Annotated in this window: 18 protein-coding genes and 2 pseudogenes; 12 read left to right on the top strand and 8 right to left on the bottom strand. The window is 72.8% G+C overall.

The window, feature by feature from the left end; translation table 11 throughout:
* Positions 1-20: 20 nt before the first annotated feature.
* Positions 21-1,097 (bottom strand): methyltransferase, encoded by a 1,077-nt coding sequence (locus ACFVUH_RS17020; protein ID WP_387913993.1) that lies wholly within the window; start codon positions 1,095-1,097, stop codon positions 21-23.
* A gap of 369 nt (positions 1,098-1,466) precedes the next feature.
* Here ACFVUH_RS17020 and ACFVUH_RS17015 point away from each other — a divergent pair, with 369 nt between their 5' ends.
* Complete coding sequence (locus tag ACFVUH_RS17015; RefSeq protein WP_387913991.1) at positions 1,467-2,684, top strand: phosphatidylserine decarboxylase; 1,218 nt, start codon at positions 1,467-1,469, stop codon at positions 2,682-2,684.
* A 75-nt stretch (positions 2,685-2,759) separates the two neighbouring features.
* Here the strand turns inward: ACFVUH_RS17015 and ACFVUH_RS17010 are convergent, their stop codons facing one another.
* Complete coding sequence (locus ACFVUH_RS17010; RefSeq protein WP_355363431.1) at positions 2,760-2,927, bottom strand: hypothetical protein; 168 nt, start codon at positions 2,925-2,927, stop codon at positions 2,760-2,762.
* A gap of 419 nt (positions 2,928-3,346) precedes the next feature.
* On the opposite strand from ACFVUH_RS17010, the gene ACFVUH_RS17005 reads away from it, so the two are divergent.
* From ACFVUH_RS17005 to ACFVUH_RS16985, 5 genes are all read left to right on the top strand, one after another.
* On the top strand, positions 3,347-4,225 hold the full coding sequence (locus ACFVUH_RS17005) for a hypothetical protein (protein WP_387913989.1): 879 nt from the start codon (positions 3,347-3,349) through the stop codon (positions 4,223-4,225).
* Between the two features lie 178 nt (positions 4,226-4,403).
* Positions 4,404-5,552 (top strand): ABC transporter ATP-binding protein, encoded by a 1,149-nt coding sequence (locus ACFVUH_RS17000; protein ID WP_387913987.1) that lies wholly within the window; start codon positions 4,404-4,406, stop codon positions 5,550-5,552.
* A 120-nt stretch (positions 5,553-5,672) separates the two neighbouring features.
* On the top strand, positions 5,673-6,998 hold the full coding sequence (locus ACFVUH_RS16995; RefSeq protein WP_387913986.1) for an ABC transporter substrate-binding protein: 1,326 nt from the start codon (positions 5,673-5,675) through the stop codon (positions 6,996-6,998).
* Complete coding sequence (locus ACFVUH_RS16990; protein WP_387913984.1) at positions 6,995-7,873, top strand: carbohydrate ABC transporter permease; 879 nt, start codon at positions 6,995-6,997, stop codon at positions 7,871-7,873. The genes ACFVUH_RS16995 and ACFVUH_RS16990 overlap by 4 nt, the downstream gene beginning before the upstream one ends.
* An 8-nt stretch (positions 7,874-7,881) precedes the next feature.
* Entirely contained in the window at positions 7,882-8,661 is a 780-nt protein-coding gene (locus ACFVUH_RS16985) for a carbohydrate ABC transporter permease (RefSeq protein ID WP_355363440.1), read from the top strand.
* A gap of 98 nt (positions 8,662-8,759) precedes the next feature.
* On the opposite strand, the gene ACFVUH_RS16980 is transcribed toward ACFVUH_RS16985, so the two are convergent.
* Positions 8,760-9,560 carry an IclR family transcriptional regulator gene (locus tag ACFVUH_RS16980; protein WP_355363442.1) on the bottom strand — a complete coding sequence of 267 codons (801 nt, stop codon included), beginning with the start codon at positions 9,558-9,560 and terminating at the stop codon, positions 8,760-8,762.
* Positions 9,561-9,627: 67 nt separating this feature from the next.
* Between ACFVUH_RS16980 and ACFVUH_RS16975 the strand changes: the two genes are divergently transcribed.
* Complete coding sequence (locus tag ACFVUH_RS16975; protein WP_387913981.1) at positions 9,628-10,419, top strand: inositol monophosphatase family protein; 792 nt, start codon at positions 9,628-9,630, stop codon at positions 10,417-10,419.
* 80 nt (positions 10,420-10,499) lie between these two features.
* On the opposite strand, the gene ACFVUH_RS16970 is transcribed toward ACFVUH_RS16975, so the two are convergent.
* On the bottom strand, positions 10,500-11,474 hold the full coding sequence (locus ACFVUH_RS16970; protein WP_387913979.1) for a zinc-binding dehydrogenase: 975 nt from the start codon (positions 11,472-11,474) through the stop codon (positions 10,500-10,502).
* Positions 11,475-11,638: 164 nt separating this feature from the next.
* Here ACFVUH_RS16970 and ACFVUH_RS16965 point away from each other — a divergent pair, with 164 nt between their 5' ends.
* The 3 genes from ACFVUH_RS16965 to ACFVUH_RS16955 are packed head-to-tail and all read left to right on the top strand — an operon-like array spanning position 11,639 to position 15,104.
* Positions 11,639-12,559: a hypothetical protein gene (locus ACFVUH_RS16965; protein WP_387913978.1), complete on the top strand. Its 921-nt coding sequence runs from the start codon at positions 11,639-11,641 to the stop codon at positions 12,557-12,559.
* Positions 12,556-14,304, top strand: coding sequence for a dihydroxy-acid dehydratase (locus tag ACFVUH_RS16960; protein WP_387913977.1), 1,749 nt, complete (start codon positions 12,556-12,558; stop codon positions 14,302-14,304). Before ACFVUH_RS16965 ends, ACFVUH_RS16960 begins: the two co-directional genes overlap by 4 nt.
* A 47-nt stretch (positions 14,305-14,351) precedes the next feature.
* Complete coding sequence (locus ACFVUH_RS16955) at positions 14,352-15,104, top strand: endonuclease/exonuclease/phosphatase family protein (RefSeq protein WP_355363452.1); 753 nt, start codon at positions 14,352-14,354, stop codon at positions 15,102-15,104.
* A gap of 46 nt (positions 15,105-15,150) precedes the next feature.
* Here ACFVUH_RS16955 and ACFVUH_RS16950 read toward each other — a convergent pair whose 3' ends face one another.
* Together ACFVUH_RS16950 and ACFVUH_RS16945 are read right to left on the bottom strand one after the other, a co-directional pair.
* Entirely contained in the window at positions 15,151-15,525 is a 375-nt protein-coding gene (locus tag ACFVUH_RS16950) for a hypothetical protein (protein ID WP_387913974.1), read from the bottom strand.
* A gap of 123 nt (positions 15,526-15,648) precedes the next feature.
* Positions 15,649-16,281, bottom strand: coding sequence for an HD domain-containing protein (locus ACFVUH_RS16945; protein ID WP_387913972.1), 633 nt, complete (start codon positions 16,279-16,281; stop codon positions 15,649-15,651).
* A gap of 71 nt (positions 16,282-16,352) precedes the next feature.
* On the opposite strand from ACFVUH_RS16945, the gene ACFVUH_RS16940 reads away from it, so the two are divergent.
* Together ACFVUH_RS16940 and ACFVUH_RS16935 are read left to right on the top strand one after the other, a co-directional pair.
* Positions 16,353-17,294 carry a GlxA family transcriptional regulator gene (locus ACFVUH_RS16940; protein WP_387913970.1) on the top strand — a complete coding sequence of 314 codons (942 nt, stop codon included), beginning with the start codon at positions 16,353-16,355 and terminating at the stop codon, positions 17,292-17,294.
* Positions 17,295-17,617: 323 nt separating this feature from the next.
* Positions 17,618-18,034: an RICIN domain-containing protein gene (locus ACFVUH_RS16935; RefSeq protein ID WP_387913968.1), complete on the top strand. Its 417-nt coding sequence runs from the start codon at positions 17,618-17,620 to the stop codon at positions 18,032-18,034.
* 90 nt (positions 18,035-18,124) lie between these two features.
* Here ACFVUH_RS16935 and ACFVUH_RS16930 read toward each other — a convergent pair.
* Together ACFVUH_RS16930 and ACFVUH_RS16925 are read right to left on the bottom strand one after the other, a co-directional pair.
* Positions 18,125-18,250, bottom strand: a pseudogene (locus tag ACFVUH_RS16930) (carbohydrate-binding protein); the annotation flags it as partial.
* Positions 18,251-18,265: 15 nt separating this feature from the next.
* Positions 18,266-20,161 (bottom strand): annotated as a pseudogene (locus ACFVUH_RS16925) (M4 family metallopeptidase); the annotation flags it as partial.
* Between the last annotated feature and the right edge of the window lie 95 nt (positions 20,162-20,256).

The raw sequence follows: 20,256 nt of genomic DNA, 5'->3' as shown, positions 1-20,256 counted from the left end.
GACGAGGGGTCAGGGAAGCATCAGGCCGCGACCGCCTCGACCACCGACAGCACGGTCGGTGTGGGGATCACCCGGGACAGCCGCAGTCCGGCCCGCGCGAAGAGCTCCGCGAAGTCGCCCGCGCTGCGCTCGCGACCGGTCAGCGAGGCCATCATCATCAGGTCCAGGTCCTTGGACTGGTGGGGCTCGTTGCCCGGAGGGACCACGGCGTCCAGCACCAGCACCCGGCCGCCGGGGCGCAGCGCACGCGCGCAGTGGCCGAGCAGGGTCACGCACGCGTCGTCGTCCCAGTCGTGCGTGATCCGCTTGAGCATCAGGACGTCGCCGGTGGGCACGGCGGCGAAGAAGTCACCCTCCTGGACCGTCCAGCGGCCCGTGATCTCCGGGTGCGCGCCCAGCCGGTTCCCGGCGAGGACGTGGGAGCGGTCGTAGAGGACGCCCTCCAGGCCCGGGTTGCGGCGCAGTACCTCCAGCAGCAGACCGCCGTGGCCGCCGCCGATGTCCACCACCGTGCCGCTCGGCGGGAAGTCGGGGGCGGCCGCGATGGGCGCGTTCTCCTGGTCGGACATCGCCGCCATGCCCACGTGGAAGACGGCGGCGGTGCGCTCGTCCTTGGCGAAGTGGTCGAAGAACGGCATCCCGAAGATGTTCTCGAACGCGGTGGTGCCCTCGGTCAGACAGTGCGTCAGCTCTCCGGCGGGGCGCCACATGGTGCGGTCGGTGAGCATCTGGACGGCCGTCCGCACCGAGTACGGGACGTCGCCGCGCAGCGCCTGGCCGGCGTCGGTGAGGGTGAAGCGGCCCTGCGCGTCCTCGGACACCACACCCCGGGTGGCGAGCAGTCGCAGCACCCGGTAGAGGTTGCGGGTGTCGGTGCCCGTCGCGGCGGCGAGTTCGGCGGGGGTGGCGGGGCCGTCCGCCAGGTGGTCGGCCACCCCGACGTCGGCGGCGGCGCGCAGGGCCGCGGGGAACAGGAAGCCGAGGGCCTCGTCGACGAGGAACGCGGCGGAGCGCCGCAGACCGTCCTCGCCGCCGCCGTCCCCGGTCCGTTCCGTCCCCACGGTCCCCGCTGCCACCACGGTCTCGTCCTGGCTCATCCCGTCCTCCTCCTCGCGGCCGAATGTCCGCCCGGGAGACTGCCCACCGGCGCCGGCCCCGAAGCCGGGCCCGCGGCGATCCCGTCCTTTCGGGTGCCGCGCGCCCCGGTTCACCGTGCCCGCGGAGGGCGGCGCCGCCGTTCCGCCGGCTGTCCTCGCCCCGGACGACCTGACCGCCCACCTCGCGGGCCGTGGTCACCGACGCCGGTCACGGACCGTCGCGGCGTACGCGGAACACACCGTGGCGGACGGCCGAAGGGGCCGGCCGCCGGTCCGCGGCAGCGTTTGCCGGAGGAATGAGAGCGCTGGAGGATTGACGGGCGAACCTCGAACAGGGGCGGGAATCCCATCGAGGAGAGGAGCCCGACGATGACCACCACGTTCACCTCCACCGCGGTGATCGATGAACTCAAGGCCAGACTCGCCGCGGACAAGGGGCTGGCCGGCCTGCTGAAGGACTCGCTCGAGCAAGCGCACGCGGAGGCGAAGAAGTCGCTCAGGAAGCCGTTGTTCGACGCGTTGGAATGGCCCAAGGACGTCCCCGGCTACCTGGGTTATCTGGAGACGTTCGCCAAGTGGGCGCCGAAACAGGACTCCCGTCCTGCCTGGTCCGACGACAAGGGCGGGCAGCAGGAGGTCTACGACCGGCTGTGCCACTTCTACTACCTCATCGACCAGAAGGTCGCGAAGGACGGCAACAGGATCGTGCAGAACGATCCGTGGTTCAAGGAATGGCTGGTCCGATACATCGACGCCTGGGGGAGCTTCCTCGACACGACGGCGTCGTTCAGCGAGAAGCAACTGGAGTCGTTCAAGCTCTCACCGCGCTACCGCGTCGAGGACTCGATGGTCGACGGCAAGCCCAATGAGCCGAGTGGCTGGCTCACGTTCAACCAGTTCTTCGCCCGCGAGCTCAACCCCGGCCTGCGCCCGGTCACCGACCCGGAACACAACCGCACGGTGACCATGCCCGCCGACTGCATCTACAAGATGACGTACCCCATCGACGACAACTCCACCATCCACCCGACCGATCCGCTGCGGCTCAAGCTCACCCACGAGGTCACCACGATCCCGCAGCTCCTCAGTGGGCGAAGCGCGTACGGCAAGGACTTCGCTGGTGGAACGTTCGTGCACTACTTCCTCGCCCCGTACTCGTACCACCGGTTCCACACCCCGGTGGCCGGGCGGGTGATCGAGTGCTTCACCATCCACGAGAACGCGTACCTGGACGTCAGGATCGACGACAAGGGGCAGTTCGACGCCCCGGACAACAGCACCGACGGCTACGAGTTCACCCAGGGACGCGGAGTCATCGTGATCGACACCGCCAAGTCCCCGTACGGCAACCTCGGGCTGGTCGCGATCGTCCCGGTGGGCATGGCGCAGATCTCGTCGGTCAGGATGACGATGCAGATCTCCAAGAACCAGGTGCCGAAGGGCGAAGAGTTCGGCTACTTCCTCTTCGGCGGCTCCGACATCATCCTGCTGTTCCAGAAGGACCACGTGCCGGACATCAACACGCAGGACGGGTATCACCACTTCGGCACTTCGATCGCCGCCGCCCCGACCTCGACGGAGTTCTGATCCCGACGGAGTTCTGATCCCGACCGTTCCCGAGGGCCTGTCAGTTTGTCGACAGGCCCTCGGACGATGGCGGGCCTATCGCCCGGACTCCCCGGCCGGATCGCCGGGTTCGAGCAGCCCCAGGGCGTCCAGCAGCAGCCGGCAGTCCTCGGCGTTCCGGGCCCGCGCCGCCACCGTCCGCCGCGCCCGCTCGCGCACCTCGGGCGGCCCCGGCTCGCCCGGCGGTGCGAACAGGTCGCCCATCGTCTGCAGTTCATGGTTGGACCGAGCCGTCGCCGCCACTGTCGCCTCCCGTCCGAAACGAGACCGGTCGTCCAGCGTACTGCGATCGCCTCCTGCCCGGGAGCCGCAGCCGGTCCCGCACCGAGCCCGATCTCTGATCCCCCGCCCGTCAGGGCTGCCCGCCCCGCCGGCTCCCGAAGGCCCCGGGTGCTGCCGACTCCTCACCGAGGAGCCGGCAGCACCCGGGGCCTTCCGTCGTACCGCAGACGTTCACCTCCCGCTCGTTGACCCTGTCTCACCGGCCCTGTTGTAATCCTGTTGGCGATGGGGAACAAGGTTCTGCCATACCGAACCTCAAGGCTCCCGAGGTATCGCCGACGAGCACGGCGTCGAACGACATCGAGCACCAGCACCCCCCGAACAGGCAGAGGTGATCGGCTGTGAAGAAGTTGGGCAGGATCAGCATCAGCGCCGCCGTCGTGGCGGCCGTGGCCGTCGCGGCGGCCACCCCCGCGCAGGCCGCGACGTGGACGCGCACCGCGCAGTACTACCGGTGGACCGGATTCAACGCCCTGGAGCGCGGCCAGGGCGTGGCGACCGACGGCACGTACTTCTACTGCGCCGGTCCCGGCGGGATGGTGAAGGCGACCATCTCCAACGACAGCGAGGTTGCCTCCTCGGCGTTCCCGATCCCGTCGTCGCTCAGCTCCCCGTTCAAGAGCGACCACATCGGCGACCTGGAGTACTACGGCGGCTATGTGATCGCCCCGCTGGAGGACGGCAAGAACAACTACCAGCACCCCCTGCTGGCGCTCTACAACGCGAGCGACCTCAGCTACACCGGCCGCTACGTGCAGCTGCCGCTCGACAAGATGCCCGGCGGTGTGCCGTGGGTGGCCGTGGACGGGGCCGCCGGCCTGGTCTACACCGCGCCGTGGACGCAGAACGCCGCCAACGGCACCAACACCCTGATCGCCTACAGCCTGGCCGACCTGCTCACCCTGCCGGCCGGCAGCACCCTCCCGGTGCGGCGGACCATCACCCTGTCCCAGCCGCTGAGCCGGATCCAGGGCGCGGCCGTCTGGCAGAACAAGCTCTACGCCTCGGTCGACGACAGCGGCAAGTCCGTCTACTCGATCGACCCGAACACCGGTCAGGTCTCCTACGAGTTCCACCAGGACGCGGAGCCGGGCGACGAGGTGCAGGGCATCGCGGCCTGGGACCTCGGCCCCTCCGGTGGCCAGCTGCACATCGTGCACGTCGGCTCCGGCTGGAAGTCGATCTTCCTCTACCTCCAGCACTACACCAGGACCAGTTGACCGGTCCGGGTCCGGCCGCTCCGAGCGGCCGCCCGGATTTCATCGGCAGGTCATCGGCGCGCCGCCGCGACGACCGGGTGGCGCGCCACCATGTTCAGGAAAGCAGATCGATGTTCGGAATCGCAGAACATATCGGAACATCGCAGAGCACTTTGCGGATCGTGAGGGGTGGGCGGGAATGCCCGACGTGGTACTGGAGCGGATCTCGAAGACCTATCAGGGCGCCAGGGGAGTCCGGCACCAGGCGCTGACCGGGATCGACTTCACCGTGCCGAGCGGCGAGTTCGCCGCCCTGCTGGGCCCGAGCGGCTGCGGCAAGTCCACCACCCTGCGGATCGTGGCCGGCCTGGAACGCGCCGACGAGGGCGACCTGAGGATCGGCGGACGCTCCGTCAACCGGGTGCCCGCCGCCGACCGGGGGCTGGCGATGGTCTTCCAGAACTACGCGCTCTTCCCGCACCTCTCCGTCGCCGAGAACATCCTGTTCGGCCTCAAGTCCCGCCGGGTGCCCAGGGCCGAGCGGAACGCCCGACTGGCGGAGGCGGCCCGCCAGCTGCGGCTGACGGAGCAGCTCAACCGCCGTCCGGCCCAGCTCTCCGGCGGCCAGCGCCAGCGGGTCGCCCTCGGCCGGGCCATGGTCAGCGGGGCCGAGCTCGTCCTGATGGACGAGCCGCTGTCCAACCTGGACGCCCGGCTGCGCGCCGACATGCGCACCGAGCTGCGCGAACTCCAGCAGCGGCTCGGGCTGACCGTCCTGTACGTGACCCACGACCAGGTCGAGGCGATGACCATGGCCGACCGGGTGATCGTCATGCGGGAGGGCGGCATCGACCAGATCGCCGCCCCCGAGGAGCTGTACGCCCGCCCGGCCTCCGTCCGGGTCGCCTCCTTCATCGGATCCCCGCCGATGAACCTGCTCGACGTCCGCCGGGACGGCGCCTGGCTGGTCCTCGACCAGGGTGACGGCAAGGGCGAGGGCAAGGGCGAGAGCGGCGACGACGCGGTCCGGATCGAGGCGTCCGCCCTGCTCAAGGGCCTGCCGGACGAGCTGCCCGAGGAACTCGTGCTCGGCGTCCGCCCCGAGGACCTGGTGCCGGGCCCGGGCGAGCTCACCCTGCCGGCCGTCCGGATCAGGGACGAACTGCTGGGCGCCGACCGGCTGATCGCCTTCCGCGTCGGCACCCGGACCGTCCAGGTGAGGGTCCGCGCCGACGAGCACCGCCCCGGCGGCGACCGGCTGGGCGCCCGGTTCTCCGCCTGCCACCTCTTCGACCGCCGCACCGGTGACCGTCTCGACGCCCGCCGCCTCGTCGGCGCCGTGGGCTGAACCCCGTGCCCAGCGGCCCGAAGCCCCACCCGCGCACCGAGAAGCACCAATCACCACGCACCAAGCACCGAGAAGCACCACGCACCAAGCACCGAAGCACAGACCCGTCAGGAGATCTCCGTGGCCCTCTCTCCCCGCACCCGAGCGCTCGCCGCAGCGACGCTCGCGCTGACCGCGATCGCCGGCTGTTCCTCGGCCTCGGGCGGTTCGGGCGCTGACGGCGCGAAGGACGGCGCCGTCAGCATCGACTTCTACTACCCCGACCAGGTCGGCACCCTCAGCACCCTGATCGACGGCTACCTCAAGGACTTCGCCAAGGAGCACCCCGAGATCAAGGTCAAGGGCGTCTACTCCGGTGACTACGACCAGACGCTGGCGGCCGTCAACACCGCGATCGACGCCAAGAAGGCGCCCGCGCTGGCGATCATGGACCAGTCCTTCATGCACGACCTGGTCGAGCGCAAGGCCGTGACGGCCTGGAAGCCGTTCCTGACCACGGACGCCGACAAGCAGTGGAAGGACTCCTTCTACCCGCAGTTCATGTCCAACTCGGTCGGCGCGGACGGCCAGGTCTGGGGCATCCCCTTCGCCCGCTCCACCATCGTCCAGTACTGGAACAAGGACTACTTCAAGAAGGCCGGGCTCGACCCCGAGAAGCCGCCGGCCACCTGGGACGAGCTGATCGCCGACGCCAAGGCCGTGCAGAGCGGCGCGGGCGCCAAGTGGGGCCTGTTCATCCCGACCTCCACCGGGACGGCGTACTGGCTCTACCAGGCGCTCGTCCAGCAGGCCGGCGGCGACGGCGCGATCAGCGACCGGACGGGCACCAAGGTCACCGTCAACTCGCCGCAGAACGTCAAGGCCCTGGAGTCCTGGGCCTCGCTCGGCGCCCAGAAGATCGCCCCGACCACCGAGGTCGCCTGGGGCACCTCCACCGACGACTTCCTGGCCGGCACCACCGGCATCCTCTGGACGACCTCAGGCCGGATCGGCTCGATCCAGGAGAAGGCGGGCTTCGACTGGGGCGTCTCGGCGCTCCCGGCGGGCGCCGGCAAGGGCGCGCCCACCGGCGGCGGCAGCCTGATGCTCTTCGACGCGGGCGTCTCCAAGAAGCAGAAGGAGGCCGCCGTCACGCTGGCGAAGTTCCTCACCACCCCGGAGCGGGCCGCGGACGTCTCCGCCAAGTCCGGCTACATCGCCACCTCCGACGCCGCCTGGAACACCGAGGCGATGCGCGGTTACCTCGCCCAGCACCCGCAGGCGAAGGCCCCGCACGACGCCGTCGCCGACGCCGTCCCCGAGATGGCCACGGTCGACCGCGACCGGGTGGTCTACCAGACGCTCGCCCCCGCGCTGCAGTCCGTGCTGCTCAAGGGCGCCGACCCGCGCCAGGCGCTGGACAAGGCCCAGTCGGACATCGACGCGATCCTGAAGACCCACCGGTGAGGTCCCGCACCTCGCCGCGCAGGGTCCCGGACCAGGTGTTCGCGTACGCGCTGCTGGTGCCCGCGTTCACCTTCCTCGCCCTGTTCACGGTGAAGCCGCTCGTCTCGACGGTCGTCAGCAGCCTGTACGACCGCCGGGACGAGGGGCCCACCCTGGACAACTACCGCTTCCTGGCCGAGGACGAGGTCTTCCGCAAGGCCCTGGTGAACAACCTGCTGTTCTCGGCGCTGACCGTCCCGGTCTCCCTCGCCCTCGCGATGCTGCTCGCCGTCCTGCTGCAGCGCGCCCTGCGGGGCAAGGCGCTGCTGCGGGCCGGCGTGTTCGCCCCGGCGATCCTGCCGGTGGTCGCGATCGCCGTGATCTGGCTGTACTTCTACCAGCCCAACATCGGTGTGATCAACGAACTGCTCGCCCGGTTCGGGGTGACCGGGCCGGACTGGCTCGGTGACACCGCCCTGGTGCTGCCCTCGCTGATGGTGATGATGGTCTGGAAGGAGGCCGGCTTCTTCATGATCTTCTACCTGGCCGGCCTCCAGGCCATCGACCCCGAGCTGGACGAGGCCTCCCGGCTGGAGGGCACCGGACGGTTCGCCCACTTCCGCCGGGTGACCTTCCCGCTGCTGATGCCGACCACCCTGTTCGCCGCGATCGTGGCGCTCGCCGACAGCATCAAGATGGTCGACTTCGTCTTCGTGATGACCCAGGGCGGGCCGGACAACGCCAGCAACCTCCTCCTCTACTACCTCTACCGGGTGACCTTCTCCCAGCACTGGCCGCAGTACGGCGCCGCGATCGCGCTGCTGGTGATCGGTGTCCTGGTCGCCCTGGCCGTCCTGCAGATCCGACTGCTGGACCGCCGGATCCACTACCGCTAGGAGCCCCCGTGGACCGCATCGTCAGCTGGCCCGACCGGGTCGAGACGGCGCTCGCGTGGCTGGCCGGCCTGCTCTGGACGGCCCCGCTGCTCTACGTCTTCGTCCGCGCCTTCGAGTCGGGGACCGCCGACCTCTCCGCGGCCTGGCGGGCCGCGCCGTTCGGCCGCTACTACCTGAACACCGCACTGCTGGTCACCGGGATCACCGCCGCCCAGCTCGTGGTGGGCGTGCTCGCCGCCTACGCCTTCGCCCGGTTCGCGTTCCCGCTGCGGGGGCCGCTGTTCGGCTTCGTGCTGATCCAGCTCATGATCTTCCCCGAGGTCCTGATGTCGGAGAACTACCGGACGATCGCCGCCCTCGGGCTGCTCGACACCCTCCCGGGGGTCGGACTGCCCTATGTGGCCAGCGCGTTCTGCGTGTTCTTCCTGCGGCAGGCCTTCCTCGGGGTGCCGGACGAGCTGGTGGAGGCGGCCCGGATCGAGGGGGTCTCGCGGATCGGCATCCTGTGGAAGGTGTTCGTGCCGGCGGCCCGGCCGAGCATCGTCGCGTACGCGCTGGTCTCGATCTCGACGCAGTGGAACAACTTCCTCTGGCCGCTGATCGTCGCCGTGTCGGACGAGACGCGCCCGGTGACGGTCGGCCTGGTCCGCTTCCTGGCCCCGGAGACGGGCATCGACGTGCCCAGGATGGCGGCCGGGACGGTGATCGTCACGGCGCCGCTGCTCGCGCTCTTCCTGATCGGGCAGCGGCAGTTCATCAACAGCTTCCTGCGCTCGGGGATCAAGTAGTGGCCCCGGGCCCCGCACCCGGAGCCCGACCGCGCCCCGGACCGGCTGCCGGGTCCGGCACCCGGCCGGGCCCGGGGCCGTACGCCCGCGGCCGGTGCTCAGAGGGCCCGGTGGCCGCCGAGCGTGCGGGTGATCCGGTCGGCGGCCTCGGTCAGCACCCCGCCCAGCTCGGTGATCTGCCGCACCGACTGGTCCCCCTTGAGACCGGTGACGGACAGCGCGCCGAGGACCGTCCCGGTGTGGTCGAAGACGGGCGCGGCGACGCACAGCACCCCGTCGGAGTCCTCCTCGTCGTCCACGCCGTAGCCGCGCCCCCGGGTGAGGTCGAGCTCGGCCCGCAGCTCGGCCGCCGAGGTGATCGTCTTGCGGGTGCGCGGAGGCAGGCCCGTCTCCTCGGCGATCCGCTCGGTCACCGCGGCCGGCAGCAGGGAGAGGATCACCTTGCCGGCGGCGGAGGTGTGCGGCAGTTCGCGCACCCCGAGCGGGGTGTGGAAGCGCACGGTGCCCGCGGCGTCGACCCGGGCGATGAACATCGGGTAGCCGTCGTCGTTGATCGCGGCGCGCGCGGTCATCCCGGTCTGCCGGCTGAGCTCGTTCAGCACCGGCTTGACCACGTCCGCCAGCGGGTGCGCGGCCGACGCCCGGTCGCCGAGCCGCACCAGCGCCATGCCGAGCCGGTAGCGCGGGCCGGGCTGCACGTCGCGCAGGTAGCCGGCGTCGACCATGGTGCGGGCCAGCGAGTACGCGGTGGACTTGGAGGTGCCGAGGCCGCGGGTGAGCTCGGTCAGCGTGACGCCCTCGGCCGGTCCCTCGGCGACCAGGTCCACCAGGCGCAGCGCCCGGACCACGCTGCCCACCGCGTAGGTGCGCTTCTCGCCGCTCGCCGTGCCGTCCGCCATCGCCGTCCCCGTTCTGTGCTGTCCTGTGGAACCTGATTCTTCCCTGCCAAACATTCTAGGAGGGCCCGTGGACCTGCTGACCCTGGCGACCGAGCTCGCACGCGAGGGTGCCGCGTTCGTCCGGCGCCGCGCGGGCGGGGCCCGCGTGGTCGCGACCAAGTCCTCGGAGCTGGACGTGGTGACCGCCGTCGACCGCGGGGCCGAGGCGCTGATCCGCGACGCGCTGCTGGCCGCGCGGCCGCTCGACGGCTTCCTGGGCGAGGAGAGCGGCCACCGTCCCGGGAGCAGCGGACTGACCTGGATCGTCGACCCGCTCGACGGCACGGTCAACTTCCTGTACGGGGCCGCCCCGTGCGCGGTGAGCGTGGCGGTGGTGAGCGGCCCGCCGGACACCTGGACGGCCGGGGCGGGCGGGTGGACGGCCGAGGCCGGTGCGGTGGTGACCCTCCCCGGCGGGGAGGTGTTCGCCGCCGCCCGGGGGAGGGGCGCGACCCTGGACGGCCGGCCGCTGCGGGCGAGCGGCGAGACGGCGCTGTCGCGGGCGCTGGTCTCCACCGGCCTGGCGTACGACCGCGCGGCCCGCGCCGGGCAGCTCGCCGTGCTCGCCGAACTCGCCCCGGCGGTACGGGACATCCGGATGAGCGGCTCGGCCTGCGCGGACCTGTGCGCGGTCGCGGCGGGGCGGCTCGACGGCTACTACGAGCGCGGCCTCGGGCCGTGGGACCACGCGGCGGGCGCGCTGATCGCCCGGGAGGCGGGCGCCGTCGTGGCGGGGCCGGACGGCGGCCCGCCGGACGGGGAGCTGGTGCTGGCCGCCGCTCCGGGCATCGCCGCCGCGCTGCGCCGGGCGGTCGGGTGAGCCGGGCACGCCGGGTCGGCCCGGCGCCACGGCAGGCTCCGGGGCTACGGCAGGGTCCGGTGCTACCGCAGGGCCCGCGGCTACGGCAGGGTCAGCTGCACCTTCCCCCGGGGCCCGTCGCAGCCGCGCAGGACGGCCAGCGCCCGGTGGGCCTCGGCGAGCGGGAAGCGGTGGGTGATCACGAAGCCCGGTGCGACCTCGCCGGCGTTCAGCAGCCGCACCGTCTCCCGCCAGACCTCCGAGGTGTAGGCGAAGCTGCCGAGCACGGTGAGGTCCCCGTTGACCGTGTCGTCGATCGGCAGGGCGGCGGTGCGGCCGGCGCCCGCCAGCCCGAGCAGCAGGACCCGTCCGCCGCGCCCGGCCGCGCCGAGCGCGGTCCGCACCGCCTCCGGCGCGCCGGCCGCCTCGACCACGAGGTCGTGGCCGCCGCCCGCCTCCCGGGCGTCGAGGGTGAACCGGTCCGCACCGGCCGCCGCCGCGAGGCCCGCCTGCTCCGGGCGCCGGCCGAGCACGGTGACCTCGGCGGGCGACCAGAGCCGCAGCAGATGGGCGGCCAGCAGGCCGATCGTGCCGTCGCCGACGACCAGCGCGCGCCCGCCCGGCTCGGGTGCGGCCCGGCGCAGACCGCGCAGCACCACGGCCATCGGCTCGACCAGGGCCGCCTCGGCGAGGTCCACCCCGGTCGCCAGCCGGTGCACCAGCCGGGCGGGGACGGCCAGTTGGTCGGCCGCGGCGCCGGGGCGGGTGAAGCCGAGCTCGTCGTACGTCGCGCACAGGTTGGTCGCCCCGCGCGCGCAGGCGGCGCAGGCGCCACAGGGGACGACGCCCTCGCCGACCACCGCGGTCCCGTCCGCCAGCACGCCGGACCACTCGTGGCCGAGCACCAGCGGGTAGCGGACGTAGGCGGGGTCGACGGTGCCGTCGATCAGCTCCAGGTCGGTGCCGCAGAGCCCGACCGTGCGGGGGCGGACCAGCAGGTCGCCGGCGCCCGGCGCGGGGGCGGGCTGCTCGGCGAGGGCGACGGAGCGGGGGCGGTCGACGCGGAGGGCTCGCACGGTCGGTCTCCTCTGTTCGGTGCTGACGAACGATGATCTGTCATTCGGCACATCACGCTTGACGATCGGTGAGCCGTACTGCTTGGCTCTCGATCGCCTCAGAAAACCAGGTTCTGTGAAGCAGAACAGGGCATAGAAGATGACCTTGACGTGAAAGGAAGCGCATGAGGAGTACCGACATCGTCGCCGGACTCGGACTGAGTGCCGAACCCGTCCCGCCGCCCAGCGAACTCCGCTTCCCCGACGGCGCCCACTACCGGGTGGAGATCCCCAGCGTCGAGGGCCCGGACGTACTGCGGGCCACCCTCGCCGCGGCCGACGCCCTCGGCGTCACGGTCAACCGCGTCTCGCAGGGCAGCGGCGCGATGCTGCTCACCCGGGCCGAACTCGCCGAACTGGCCCGGATCGGCGCCGACCGGGGCCTGGAGGTCTCCCTGTTCGTCGGCCCGCGCGAGGGCTACGACACCGGCAACCACTCCCGCTCGGCGGACGGCGCCGCGCTCGCCGGCCAGCTGCGCGGCACCCGCCAGCTGCGCCACGCCGTCGAGGACGTGCTGCGCGCCGTCGAGCAGGGCATCCGGGGCTTCCTGGTCTCCGACCTCGGACTGCTGGAGGTGCTCGACGGCCTCCAGAGGACCGGGGAGATCCCGGCCTCGGTGGTCTGGAAGGCCTCCGTGCTGATCGCGCCGTCCAACCCCGTGGCGATCCGCCAGCTCGCCCGGCTCGGCGCCCACACCGTCAACGTGCCCTGCGACATCACCCTCGGGCAGCTGGCCGAACTGCGCGCGGCGACCACGCTGCCGATCGACCTCTACGTCGAGTCCCCCGACTGGCTCGCCGGGGTGGTGCGCGGGCACGAGACCGCCGAACTGGTGCCGGTGGGCGCGCCGCTGTACGTCAAGTTCGGGCTGCGCAACGCGCGCAACCTCTACCCGGCCGGCGAGCACCTGGCGGCCGACGCCGCCGCCATCGCGGCGGCCAAGGTCCACCGGGCCGCCGTCGCCCGGGAGTGGATCGACCGCTCGGGCCTGCCCCTCGTCCAGTCCTCGCCCGGCGCCGAGGGTCTGGGGGTGCCCGAGCCGTGAGTGAGCACCGACGACCGGGCGCGGACCCGCGCACGCCGAGGAGCCGGGAGTGGTTCGCGGGCGAGGACGAGGTCGCCGTCCTGCACCGCGTCGCGATGCGCTCGACCGGCGTCGCGATGGACGCCGACGACCACCGCCCGGTGATCGGCATCGCCGACTCCGCGAGCGACCTCAACCCCTGCAACCTGCCGCTGGCCGCACTGGTCGACGCCGTCCGCCGGGGCATCACCGCCGCGGGCGGCATCGCGGTGCGCTTCCCCGTCATGTCGCTGGGCGAGGACCTGATGAAGCCCACCGCGATGCTCTACCGCAACCTCCTCGCCATGGAGGTCGAGGAAACCCTGCGGGCCAACCCGCTCGACGGCGTCGTCCTGCTCGCCAACTGCGACAAGACCGTCCCCGGCGCCCTGATGGGCGCCGCCAGTGCCGACCTGCCGGCCGTCCTGGTCACCGGGGGCGCCCGCCCGGCGGCCGTGTACCGCGGCCGCCGGCTCGGCACCGGCACCGACCTGTGGCGCCTCTGGGAGGACCACCGCGCCGGGCGGCTCGACGACGCCGGCTGGGCGGAGGTGGAACGCTGCCTCTCCTGCGGCCTGGGCGCCTGCAACACCATGGGCACCGCCTCCACCATGGCGGTCCTCGCCGAGACGCTCGGCATGGCCCTGCCCGGCTCGGCGACCGTCCCGGCCGGCGACCCGGCCGCCGCGGTCCTGGCCGAACGGGCCGGCCGACGGGCCGTCGAACTCGTCCGCGAGGGCCTGACCCCGTCGGCGGTCCTCACCCCGGCGGCGTTCCGCAACGCCATCGCGATGCTGAACGCCGTCGGCGGCTCCACCAACGCGATCATCCACCTGGCGGCGATCGCCGGACGGCTGGCCCTGGACCTCGCGCCGGAGGACTTCGTCCGCCCGGACGTGCCGGTGCTCGCCGACGTCGAGCCGTCCGGCGCCGGCCTCGTCCAGGACCTGCACGCGGCCGGCGGCGTCCCGGCCCTGGTCCGCGAACTCGGCCCGCTGCTCGACCAGGACGCGCCGACCGTGGCCGGCGGCTCCCTCGGCGAGGCCGCCGCCGACGCGCCCCGGCCCTCCGGGGTCCTGCGGCCGCTCACCGATCCGCTGCGCCGCGGCGGCGCCTTCGCGGTCGTCCGGGGCTCCCTGGCCCCGGACGGCGCGGTGATCAAGGTCTCGGCCGCCGGACCCGAACTGCTCGTCCACCGCGGTCCGGCGCTGGTCTTCACCTCCTACCAGGACATGCGGGCGCGGATCGACGACCCGGACCTCGACGTCACCGCCGCGACGGTCCTGGTGCTCACGGGCTGCGGACCGGTCGGCGTGCCCGGCATGCCCGAGTGGGGCATGGTCCCGGTCCCCGCCAAGCTGGCGGCGCAGGGGGTGCGCGACATGGTCCGGGTCACCGACGGGCGGATGAGCGGCACCGGCTTCGGCACCGTCTTCCTGCACGCCGCCCCCGAGTCCGCCGTCGGCGGGCCGCTGGCCCTCGTCCGCACCGGCGACACCGTCGTGGTGGACGTCCCGGCCGGGCGGCTCGACCTGGACGTCCCGGCGCGGGAGCTGGCCCGCCGCCGCGCCGCCTGGTCGCCGCCGCCCTCCCCGCACCTGCGCGGCTGGCCCGCCCTGTACCGGCGGCACGTCACCCAGGCCCCGCAGGGCTGCGACCTGGACTTCCTGCGGGCGCCCACCGAGCGGCACCTGGGGATGGTGCCGCCCGTGATCGGCCGCTCATGAACCGCCCCCTTCGACCCACCACACCGGGAGGACCCACCGTGCGCGTCATGGCCTACAACATCCTGGACGGCGGGCAGCGGCGCACCGAGGCGCTGCTCTCGGTGATCCGCGAGCAGCGCCCCGACGTGCTCGGCCTGTGCGAGTGCGCGGGCTTCGACACGGACGGGACGTTCGGGCACTTCGCCCGGGCCCTCGGCCTGACCGGCGTCCTCAACCGGGCCCCCAGCGGCAACCACGTGGCGCTGCTCCACCGGCCGGGCCTGGAGGTGGTCCGGACCGGCACCCAGTCGGCCGGGATGTACAACGGCATGGTGGAGGTGGTGCTGCGCACGGGCCTCGGCGAGGTCGCCTTCGTGATGACCCACCTCCACCCGTTCTCGCCCGTCTTCCGGCTGGCGGAGGCGGAGACCGTCGCCGGCGCCGCGTCGTTCACCCCGCACTCGGTGGTGATGGGCGACCTGAACAGTCTCTCCGCGGCCGAACTCCCCGGCACGCACGAGGCGCTGGCCAGGACGTTCCGGCTGCGGACCACCACCGCCGACGGCCGGGTGGACACCGGGCCCGCCGAACTGCTGGCCGCCCGGGGCTGGACGGACCTCGAATCCGGCGCCCCGCGGCCGACCTATCCCAGCCGCCTGCCGAGCGCCGAGGAGGCCCCCGGCGGCTCCGCCCGGCTGGACTACCTGCTCGCCACACCCGAACTCGCCGCCCGGTGCCGGGAGTTCACCGTGGTCGACGACGAGCGCGCGCACCTGGCATCGGACCACCTTCCGGTCGTCGCGGAGTTCGACCTCGGCTGAGCCGCCGCACCGCCGCACCACCGGCCGGGGGCGGGCGCGCCCGGGGTCACAGCAGGGTGAGGACGTCCTGGTGCAGCTCGTCGAGGACGAAGCCGTTGTCCCACCGGACCCGCACCGTCACCCGCCGGCCCCGCCCCCGGTACGCGGCCCACTGCGGCTCCAGCTCGGCGACCTCCGCCTCCAGCCGTTCACGGCTCGCCACCGGCATGGTGTGCCCGTAATCGTCGAGCAGCGCCTTCAGCCGCTGGTACTCGCGGACCTCGTCGCTCTCCGGGAGTTCCCCGTGGACCCGCTCGACGGTGCCCTCGATCCCGGCCCCCAGCGCGAGGAACCCGACGACGGCCGCCGGCTGCCCGGCGAGCGCCTCACCGATCCCGAGGTCCTCGGCGAGCCTGACGCGGCGGCCTTCCTCCAGGGTCATCCGTTCACTGCCTCTCCGTCGATCATCACCGGACGTCACCGTACCCGGCTCCCGGCGACGGGTCGCCCCCGACGGGCGGCACGCGACCGGCCGGGCGGCGCGCGCCGGTCCGCCGGCCGCCGGTCACTCCCCCCAGGGGCAGGAGGCCGCGGCGCGCTCCAGCTCGGTCACCCCGTCGGCCCGGCGCTCCCGCAGCAGTTCGCCGCCGAGGGAGTACCGCACCGAGGCGGCGTCCGACCGGGCGGCCCGCTCCACGATCGCGTCGACGAGGGCGCGGACCATGGACAGCCGGGGATGGGCGGCGTGGATCCGCTTCTCCCAGGGGGCGAAGATCGCGGCGTTGCGCCCGAAGTCGGCGCCCACACCCTCACGGGTGAGGTGGCACAGCAGGCCGCGGCGCTCGGCGATGCCGGGGGAGGTGTGCAGGGCGATCGCCTCCCAGACCCGGTCGACGTCCCCCTCGGGAACGTCGTGCCGGCGCAGCAGCTCCGCCGCCAGGTCCGCGCCCTCCACCTCGAAGCGGGCCGCGCCCGGCGCCAGGTCACCCGTGCCGAGATCGTGCAGCACGGTGGCGGCGAACAGCAGGTCGCGGTCGTACGCCGCGTCCTCCAGGCACCCCTCGTGGGCGGCGAGGATCTCGGCGAAGAGGAAGCTGCGCACGCTGTGATTGGCCACCGGGGGAGCCTCGGAGGCCCGCACGGTGGCGAGGACGGCTTCGGCCAGGGGGCCGGTCGGCAGGTCGAGTGAGATGTCCATGGGCGCAGGCTACGAACCCGCCGCCGACCCCCGACAGTGGCACGCGGGACGGGTGCCGCTAGGATCGTGCCATGTCGGCCACAGCAGGGCACCGGGTCGCGGTGCTGGCGCTCCCGGGCGTGCTCCCGCTCGACCTGGGCATACCGGCGCAGGTCTTCGGCAGCGACCCGCACTACCGGGTCACCGTCTGCGTCGACCCGGCGGCCGGGCCGGTCAGCAGCGGCGGGTTCACCGTCACCGCACCCGCCGGGCTGGAGGCGCTGCGGGACGCCGACACCGTCGTCGTCCCCGGCTACGTGGAGCCGCAGGCCCCGCCTCCCGCCACGGTGCTGTCGGCGATCCGCTCGGCGCACGCCCGCGGAGCGCGGCTGGTGTCGATCTGCACCGGGGCGTTCACACTGGCCGCCGCCGGGCTGCTGGACGGCCGGCCCGCGACGACCCACTGGCGGGACGCCGCCGAACTGCAGCGCCGCTACCCCCGGATCGACGTCCGTCCCAACCGGCTCTTCGTCGACGACGGCGACATCCTCACCTCGGCGGGCGTGACCGCCGGCATCGACCTGTGCCTGCACGTCATCCGCCGCGACCACGGCGCCGCCGCCGCCAACGACCGCGCCCGGGCTCTCGTCGCCCCGCCCCAACGGTCCGGTGACCAGGCGCAGTTCATCGAGCGCTTCCGGCCGGCCGACCGTGGCGACGAGCTCGCCCCGGTCCGCGCCTGGATGCTCGACAACCTCGCGGCGCGCCACAGCGTGGACGAGCTGGCCCGCCGCGCCCACATGTCGCGGCGCACCTTCATCCGGCGCTTCCAGCAGGAGACGGACACCTCGCCGATGGCCTGGCTGACCGCCGCCCGCATCGACTGGGCCCGCGAACTCCTGGAGACGACCGCGGCCCCGGTCGAACAGGTCGCCCGGCTCAGCGGCCTGGGCAGCCCCGCGGCCTTCCGTGCGGCCTTCCACCGCCATGTCGGCACCTCCCCGGCGGACTACCGGACCACCTTCCGCCGCTGACGCCGCCGCTCCCGCGCCATCCGTCCGTACCGGAACTCGGCCATGATCGGAACGGCTGGTACTCGACTGTGCGCGGGCCTCGCCGTACCCCTACCGTCACTGGTCTGAACCACTCCGGCGGAAGGGCCCCAATGACGAACGTACTCAGACGAGTTGGCGCGACCATCGGCGCCGCGGCGGCGGCACTGGCGCTGTGCGCAGGACCTGCGGCCGCGGTCGGGCAGCCCGCGGCGACCACGGCACCCGCGGTGTCCGGCAGCACCCTCGCGGCGAGCCCGGCGGCGAGCGTGTCGGCCGGCACGTTCGCCCGGACCTTCACACTCGTGAGCAACAGCCCCGACGCCGCCGGCAAGTGCCTGGACGTCTGGGACTGGGGCAACGGGCCGTGGATCCAGATGTGGGGCTGTCACGGCGGCAGCAACCAGTCCTGGAACGTCTCGTTCAACAGCGTCAGCAACGGCTACCAGATCCAGAGCAACGCCAGCGGCAAGTGCATCGACGGCTGGCGCGGCCGGGGGCAGCAGGTCGTCCAGCTCCCGTGCGACAACAGCAAGACGCAGACCTGGATCCTGTCCACGACGGGTGGCCCCTGGCACCTCATCAACGCCCAGTTCCCCGGCTCCTACCCCCTGCCCATGGTCACCGGCCAGTGCCTGGACATCTACGACTGGGGCCGCGGCGACGCGGTCCAGCTGTGGGACTGCGCGAGCCGGAGCAACCAGGAGTGGTGGTACAACTGATCCACCCCGGCCCCGCACACAGCTGCGCCGCGGTCCGTCCCCTCGACGGACCGCGGCGCGGCGGTTTCAGCGGGCGTCAGCGCCTGCCGGTCACACGGCCTGCCAGAGCGCCGGGACGTTCGGCGGCTCCCAGCCGACGTAGGCGGTGTGGCCCTGGAGGCAGCGGTAGCTGACCCCGTTGTAGGTCACGATGTCGCCGGCCTTGTAGGTGGTTCCGGCGGCCCAGGTGCCACCACCGGGGTTGGGCGTGCCGTCACCGACCGTCAGGTTGAACTGGCTGGTGTGGACGGTGGCACCGGCGGTGCCGGTGACGGTGATCTGGTAGGTGCCGGCCGTGGCGCTCGACGAGGCCGACAGCGTCAGGGTGGCGGAGGCACCGGACTGGACCGACGACGGGCTGAAGGCCGCGGTGACGCCGGCCGGGAGGCCGGAGGCGGTCAGGGCGACGGTCTGCGCGTTGCCCGAGGTGACGGCGGTGTTGACGGTCGCCGTGGTCGAGGCGCCGGGCTTGACCGAGGCGGACGACGGGTTGAGCGCGAGCGAGAAGTCGTCGCCGCCGTTGTTGGTGCAGGTCGGGTCGCCGGTCTGGGCGGGGACGCTGACGGCGTCCCAGGCGGCCTTGGTGCGGTTGAACAGGTTGCAGGTGGAGTCGAGCTGCTTGGCGGCGGTCAGGGTGGTGGTGCGGTAGCGCTTGAGGGTCATGCCGCTGGTCTTGAGCAGCATGCCGCCGTAGAAGATCCGGCCGGCGTCCTTGATGCCGACGCCGGTGACGGTGGAGTTGTTGCAGGTGGGGCTGGTGGGCTTGCCGCCGCCGGGGTTCGAGCCCTCGGCGATCAGGTAGAACCAGTGGTTCAGCGGGCCGGCGGCCGCGTGCACCTCGGTGTTGGGGATCGAGGAGGAGTAGCAGTTGGGGTTGTTGCTGACCAGCGAGGGGTTGTACATGTTGCGGATCGGGCCGCTGCCGACGAGGTTGATCATCTCGCCGACGAGGTAGTCCGGGCTGTCGTACGGGGCGGGCTGGTTGGCGTAGGCCTCGGTCAGTGCGCCGAAGATGTCGCCGGTGCCCTCGCCCAGGCCGGCCTCGTTGTTGGCGCCGCCGGGGGTGAACTGGTCGATGCCGTGGCCGAACTCGTGGCCGACGACGTCGATCGAGGAGATCCACTCGTTGGCGTTGCTGTGGCCGATGGAGATGGACGAGCCGTCCCAGTAGGCGTTGACGTCGTTGAGGCCGACCTTGATCGGCCAGCTGCCGCCGTTGCCGTTGTGCCCGTTGCGACCGAGCCAGTCGCGGAGCATGTCCCATTCCTTCTGGGCCGCGAACATGGCGTCGCCGCAGCCGGTCTCCTTGCTGGTGGGGCTGCCGGTGCCCCAGGAGTCGGAGGACTTGGTGAAGACCTGGCCGGTGGCGTTGTCGGCGCAGCTCAGGCCCGGGCGGCTGGGGTCGCGCAGCGAGTAGGAGCTGCCGGAACCCGTGGTGTTGATGGTGGGGTTCGGGCCGTTCCACTTGGAGTTGAGCGTTCCGGCGCGGGCGTCGTCGTAGCTGTCGATGACCTCGCCCGAGGTGGCGTCGACGAAGACGTGCAGGGTGCTCGGGGCGCTGCCGTTGCTGCCGGTGAGCACGGTCTCCCAGGCGAGCCGGCCGCTGTCGCCGTCCTTGACGCGCACGACGAGGCGGCGCGACTCGACGGAGTCGACCCGGGCCAGCTTGGTGCGGGCGGTCTTCTCGGCCTTCTGGGCGCTGATCCTGGCGCTGGTGGCGCCCCCGATCCGGCCGGTGGAGGCGGACTGGGCGCCGCGGACCTTGCCCTGGCCGTCGGCGAGCACGACGGCGTCGCCGCCGACGACGGGCAGGCCCTTGTAGGTGCGCTCGTAGGAGACCGAGTAGAGGCCGCCGACCCAGGGGGTGACGGACTGGCGCTCGTAGGTCTCGTCCGGGCCCTTGGCCAGGGCGTCCAGGCCCGCCGCGGCCGCCTGGTCGGCGGCGTTGACGGCGGCGGCCAGCGCGCTGGGCGGCGCGGGGGTGGCCGCGGCGGTGGCCGGGCCCGCGGTGGCGGCCATCGTGCCGGCCAGCACGGTCAGGGTGGTCGCGGCGGTCAGCAACCGGCCCGCGGTGGCACTGCGTTTCATCGAGGCTCCTAGCAACGTGGGGGTCCTCGACCGCGGAAGGCATGGCTGATGGCGCACCGCAGGGCCGTGTTTCGGGGACGGCCGTGCGGGCCGTC

The sequence above is a fragment of the Kitasatospora sp. NPDC058032 genome (assembly GCF_042885845.1).
GTDB lineage: Bacteria > Actinomycetota > Actinomycetes > Streptomycetales > Streptomycetaceae > Kitasatospora.
The sequence above is the reverse complement of the archived record's forward strand: the minus strand, read 5'-3'. Positions and strand labels throughout refer to the sequence as shown.

Bases quoted from the DNA above. Each gene is read 5' to 3' on its own strand.
- ACFVUH_RS17020 (WP_387913993.1), bottom strand. From the start codon at position 1,097: ATGAGCCAGGACGAGACCGTGGTGGCAGCGGGGACCGTGGGGACGGAA.
- ACFVUH_RS17015 (WP_387913991.1), top strand. From the start codon at position 1,467: ATGACCACCACGTTCACCTCCACCGCGGTGATCGATGAACTCAAGGCC.
- ACFVUH_RS17010 (WP_355363431.1), bottom strand. From the start codon at position 2,927: ATGGGCGACCTGTTCGCACCGCCGGGCGAGCCGGGGCCGCCCGAGGTG.
- ACFVUH_RS17000 (WP_387913987.1), top strand. From the start codon at position 4,404: ATGCCCGACGTGGTACTGGAGCGGATCTCGAAGACCTATCAGGGCGCC.
- ACFVUH_RS16980 (WP_355363442.1), bottom strand. From the start codon at position 9,560: ATGGCGGACGGCACGGCGAGCGGCGAGAAGCGCACCTACGCGGTGGGC.
- ACFVUH_RS16965 (WP_387913978.1), top strand. From the start codon at position 11,639: ATGAGGAGTACCGACATCGTCGCCGGACTCGGACTGAGTGCCGAACCC.
- ACFVUH_RS16955 (WP_355363452.1), top strand. From the start codon at position 14,352: ATGGCCTACAACATCCTGGACGGCGGGCAGCGGCGCACCGAGGCGCTG.
- ACFVUH_RS16950 (WP_387913974.1), bottom strand. From the start codon at position 15,525: ATGACCCTGGAGGAAGGCCGCCGCGTCAGGCTCGCCGAGGACCTCGGG.
- ACFVUH_RS16945 (WP_387913972.1), bottom strand. From the start codon at position 16,281: ATGGACATCTCACTCGACCTGCCGACCGGCCCCCTGGCCGAAGCCGTC.
- ACFVUH_RS16940 (WP_387913970.1), top strand. From the start codon at position 16,353: ATGTCGGCCACAGCAGGGCACCGGGTCGCGGTGCTGGCGCTCCCGGGC.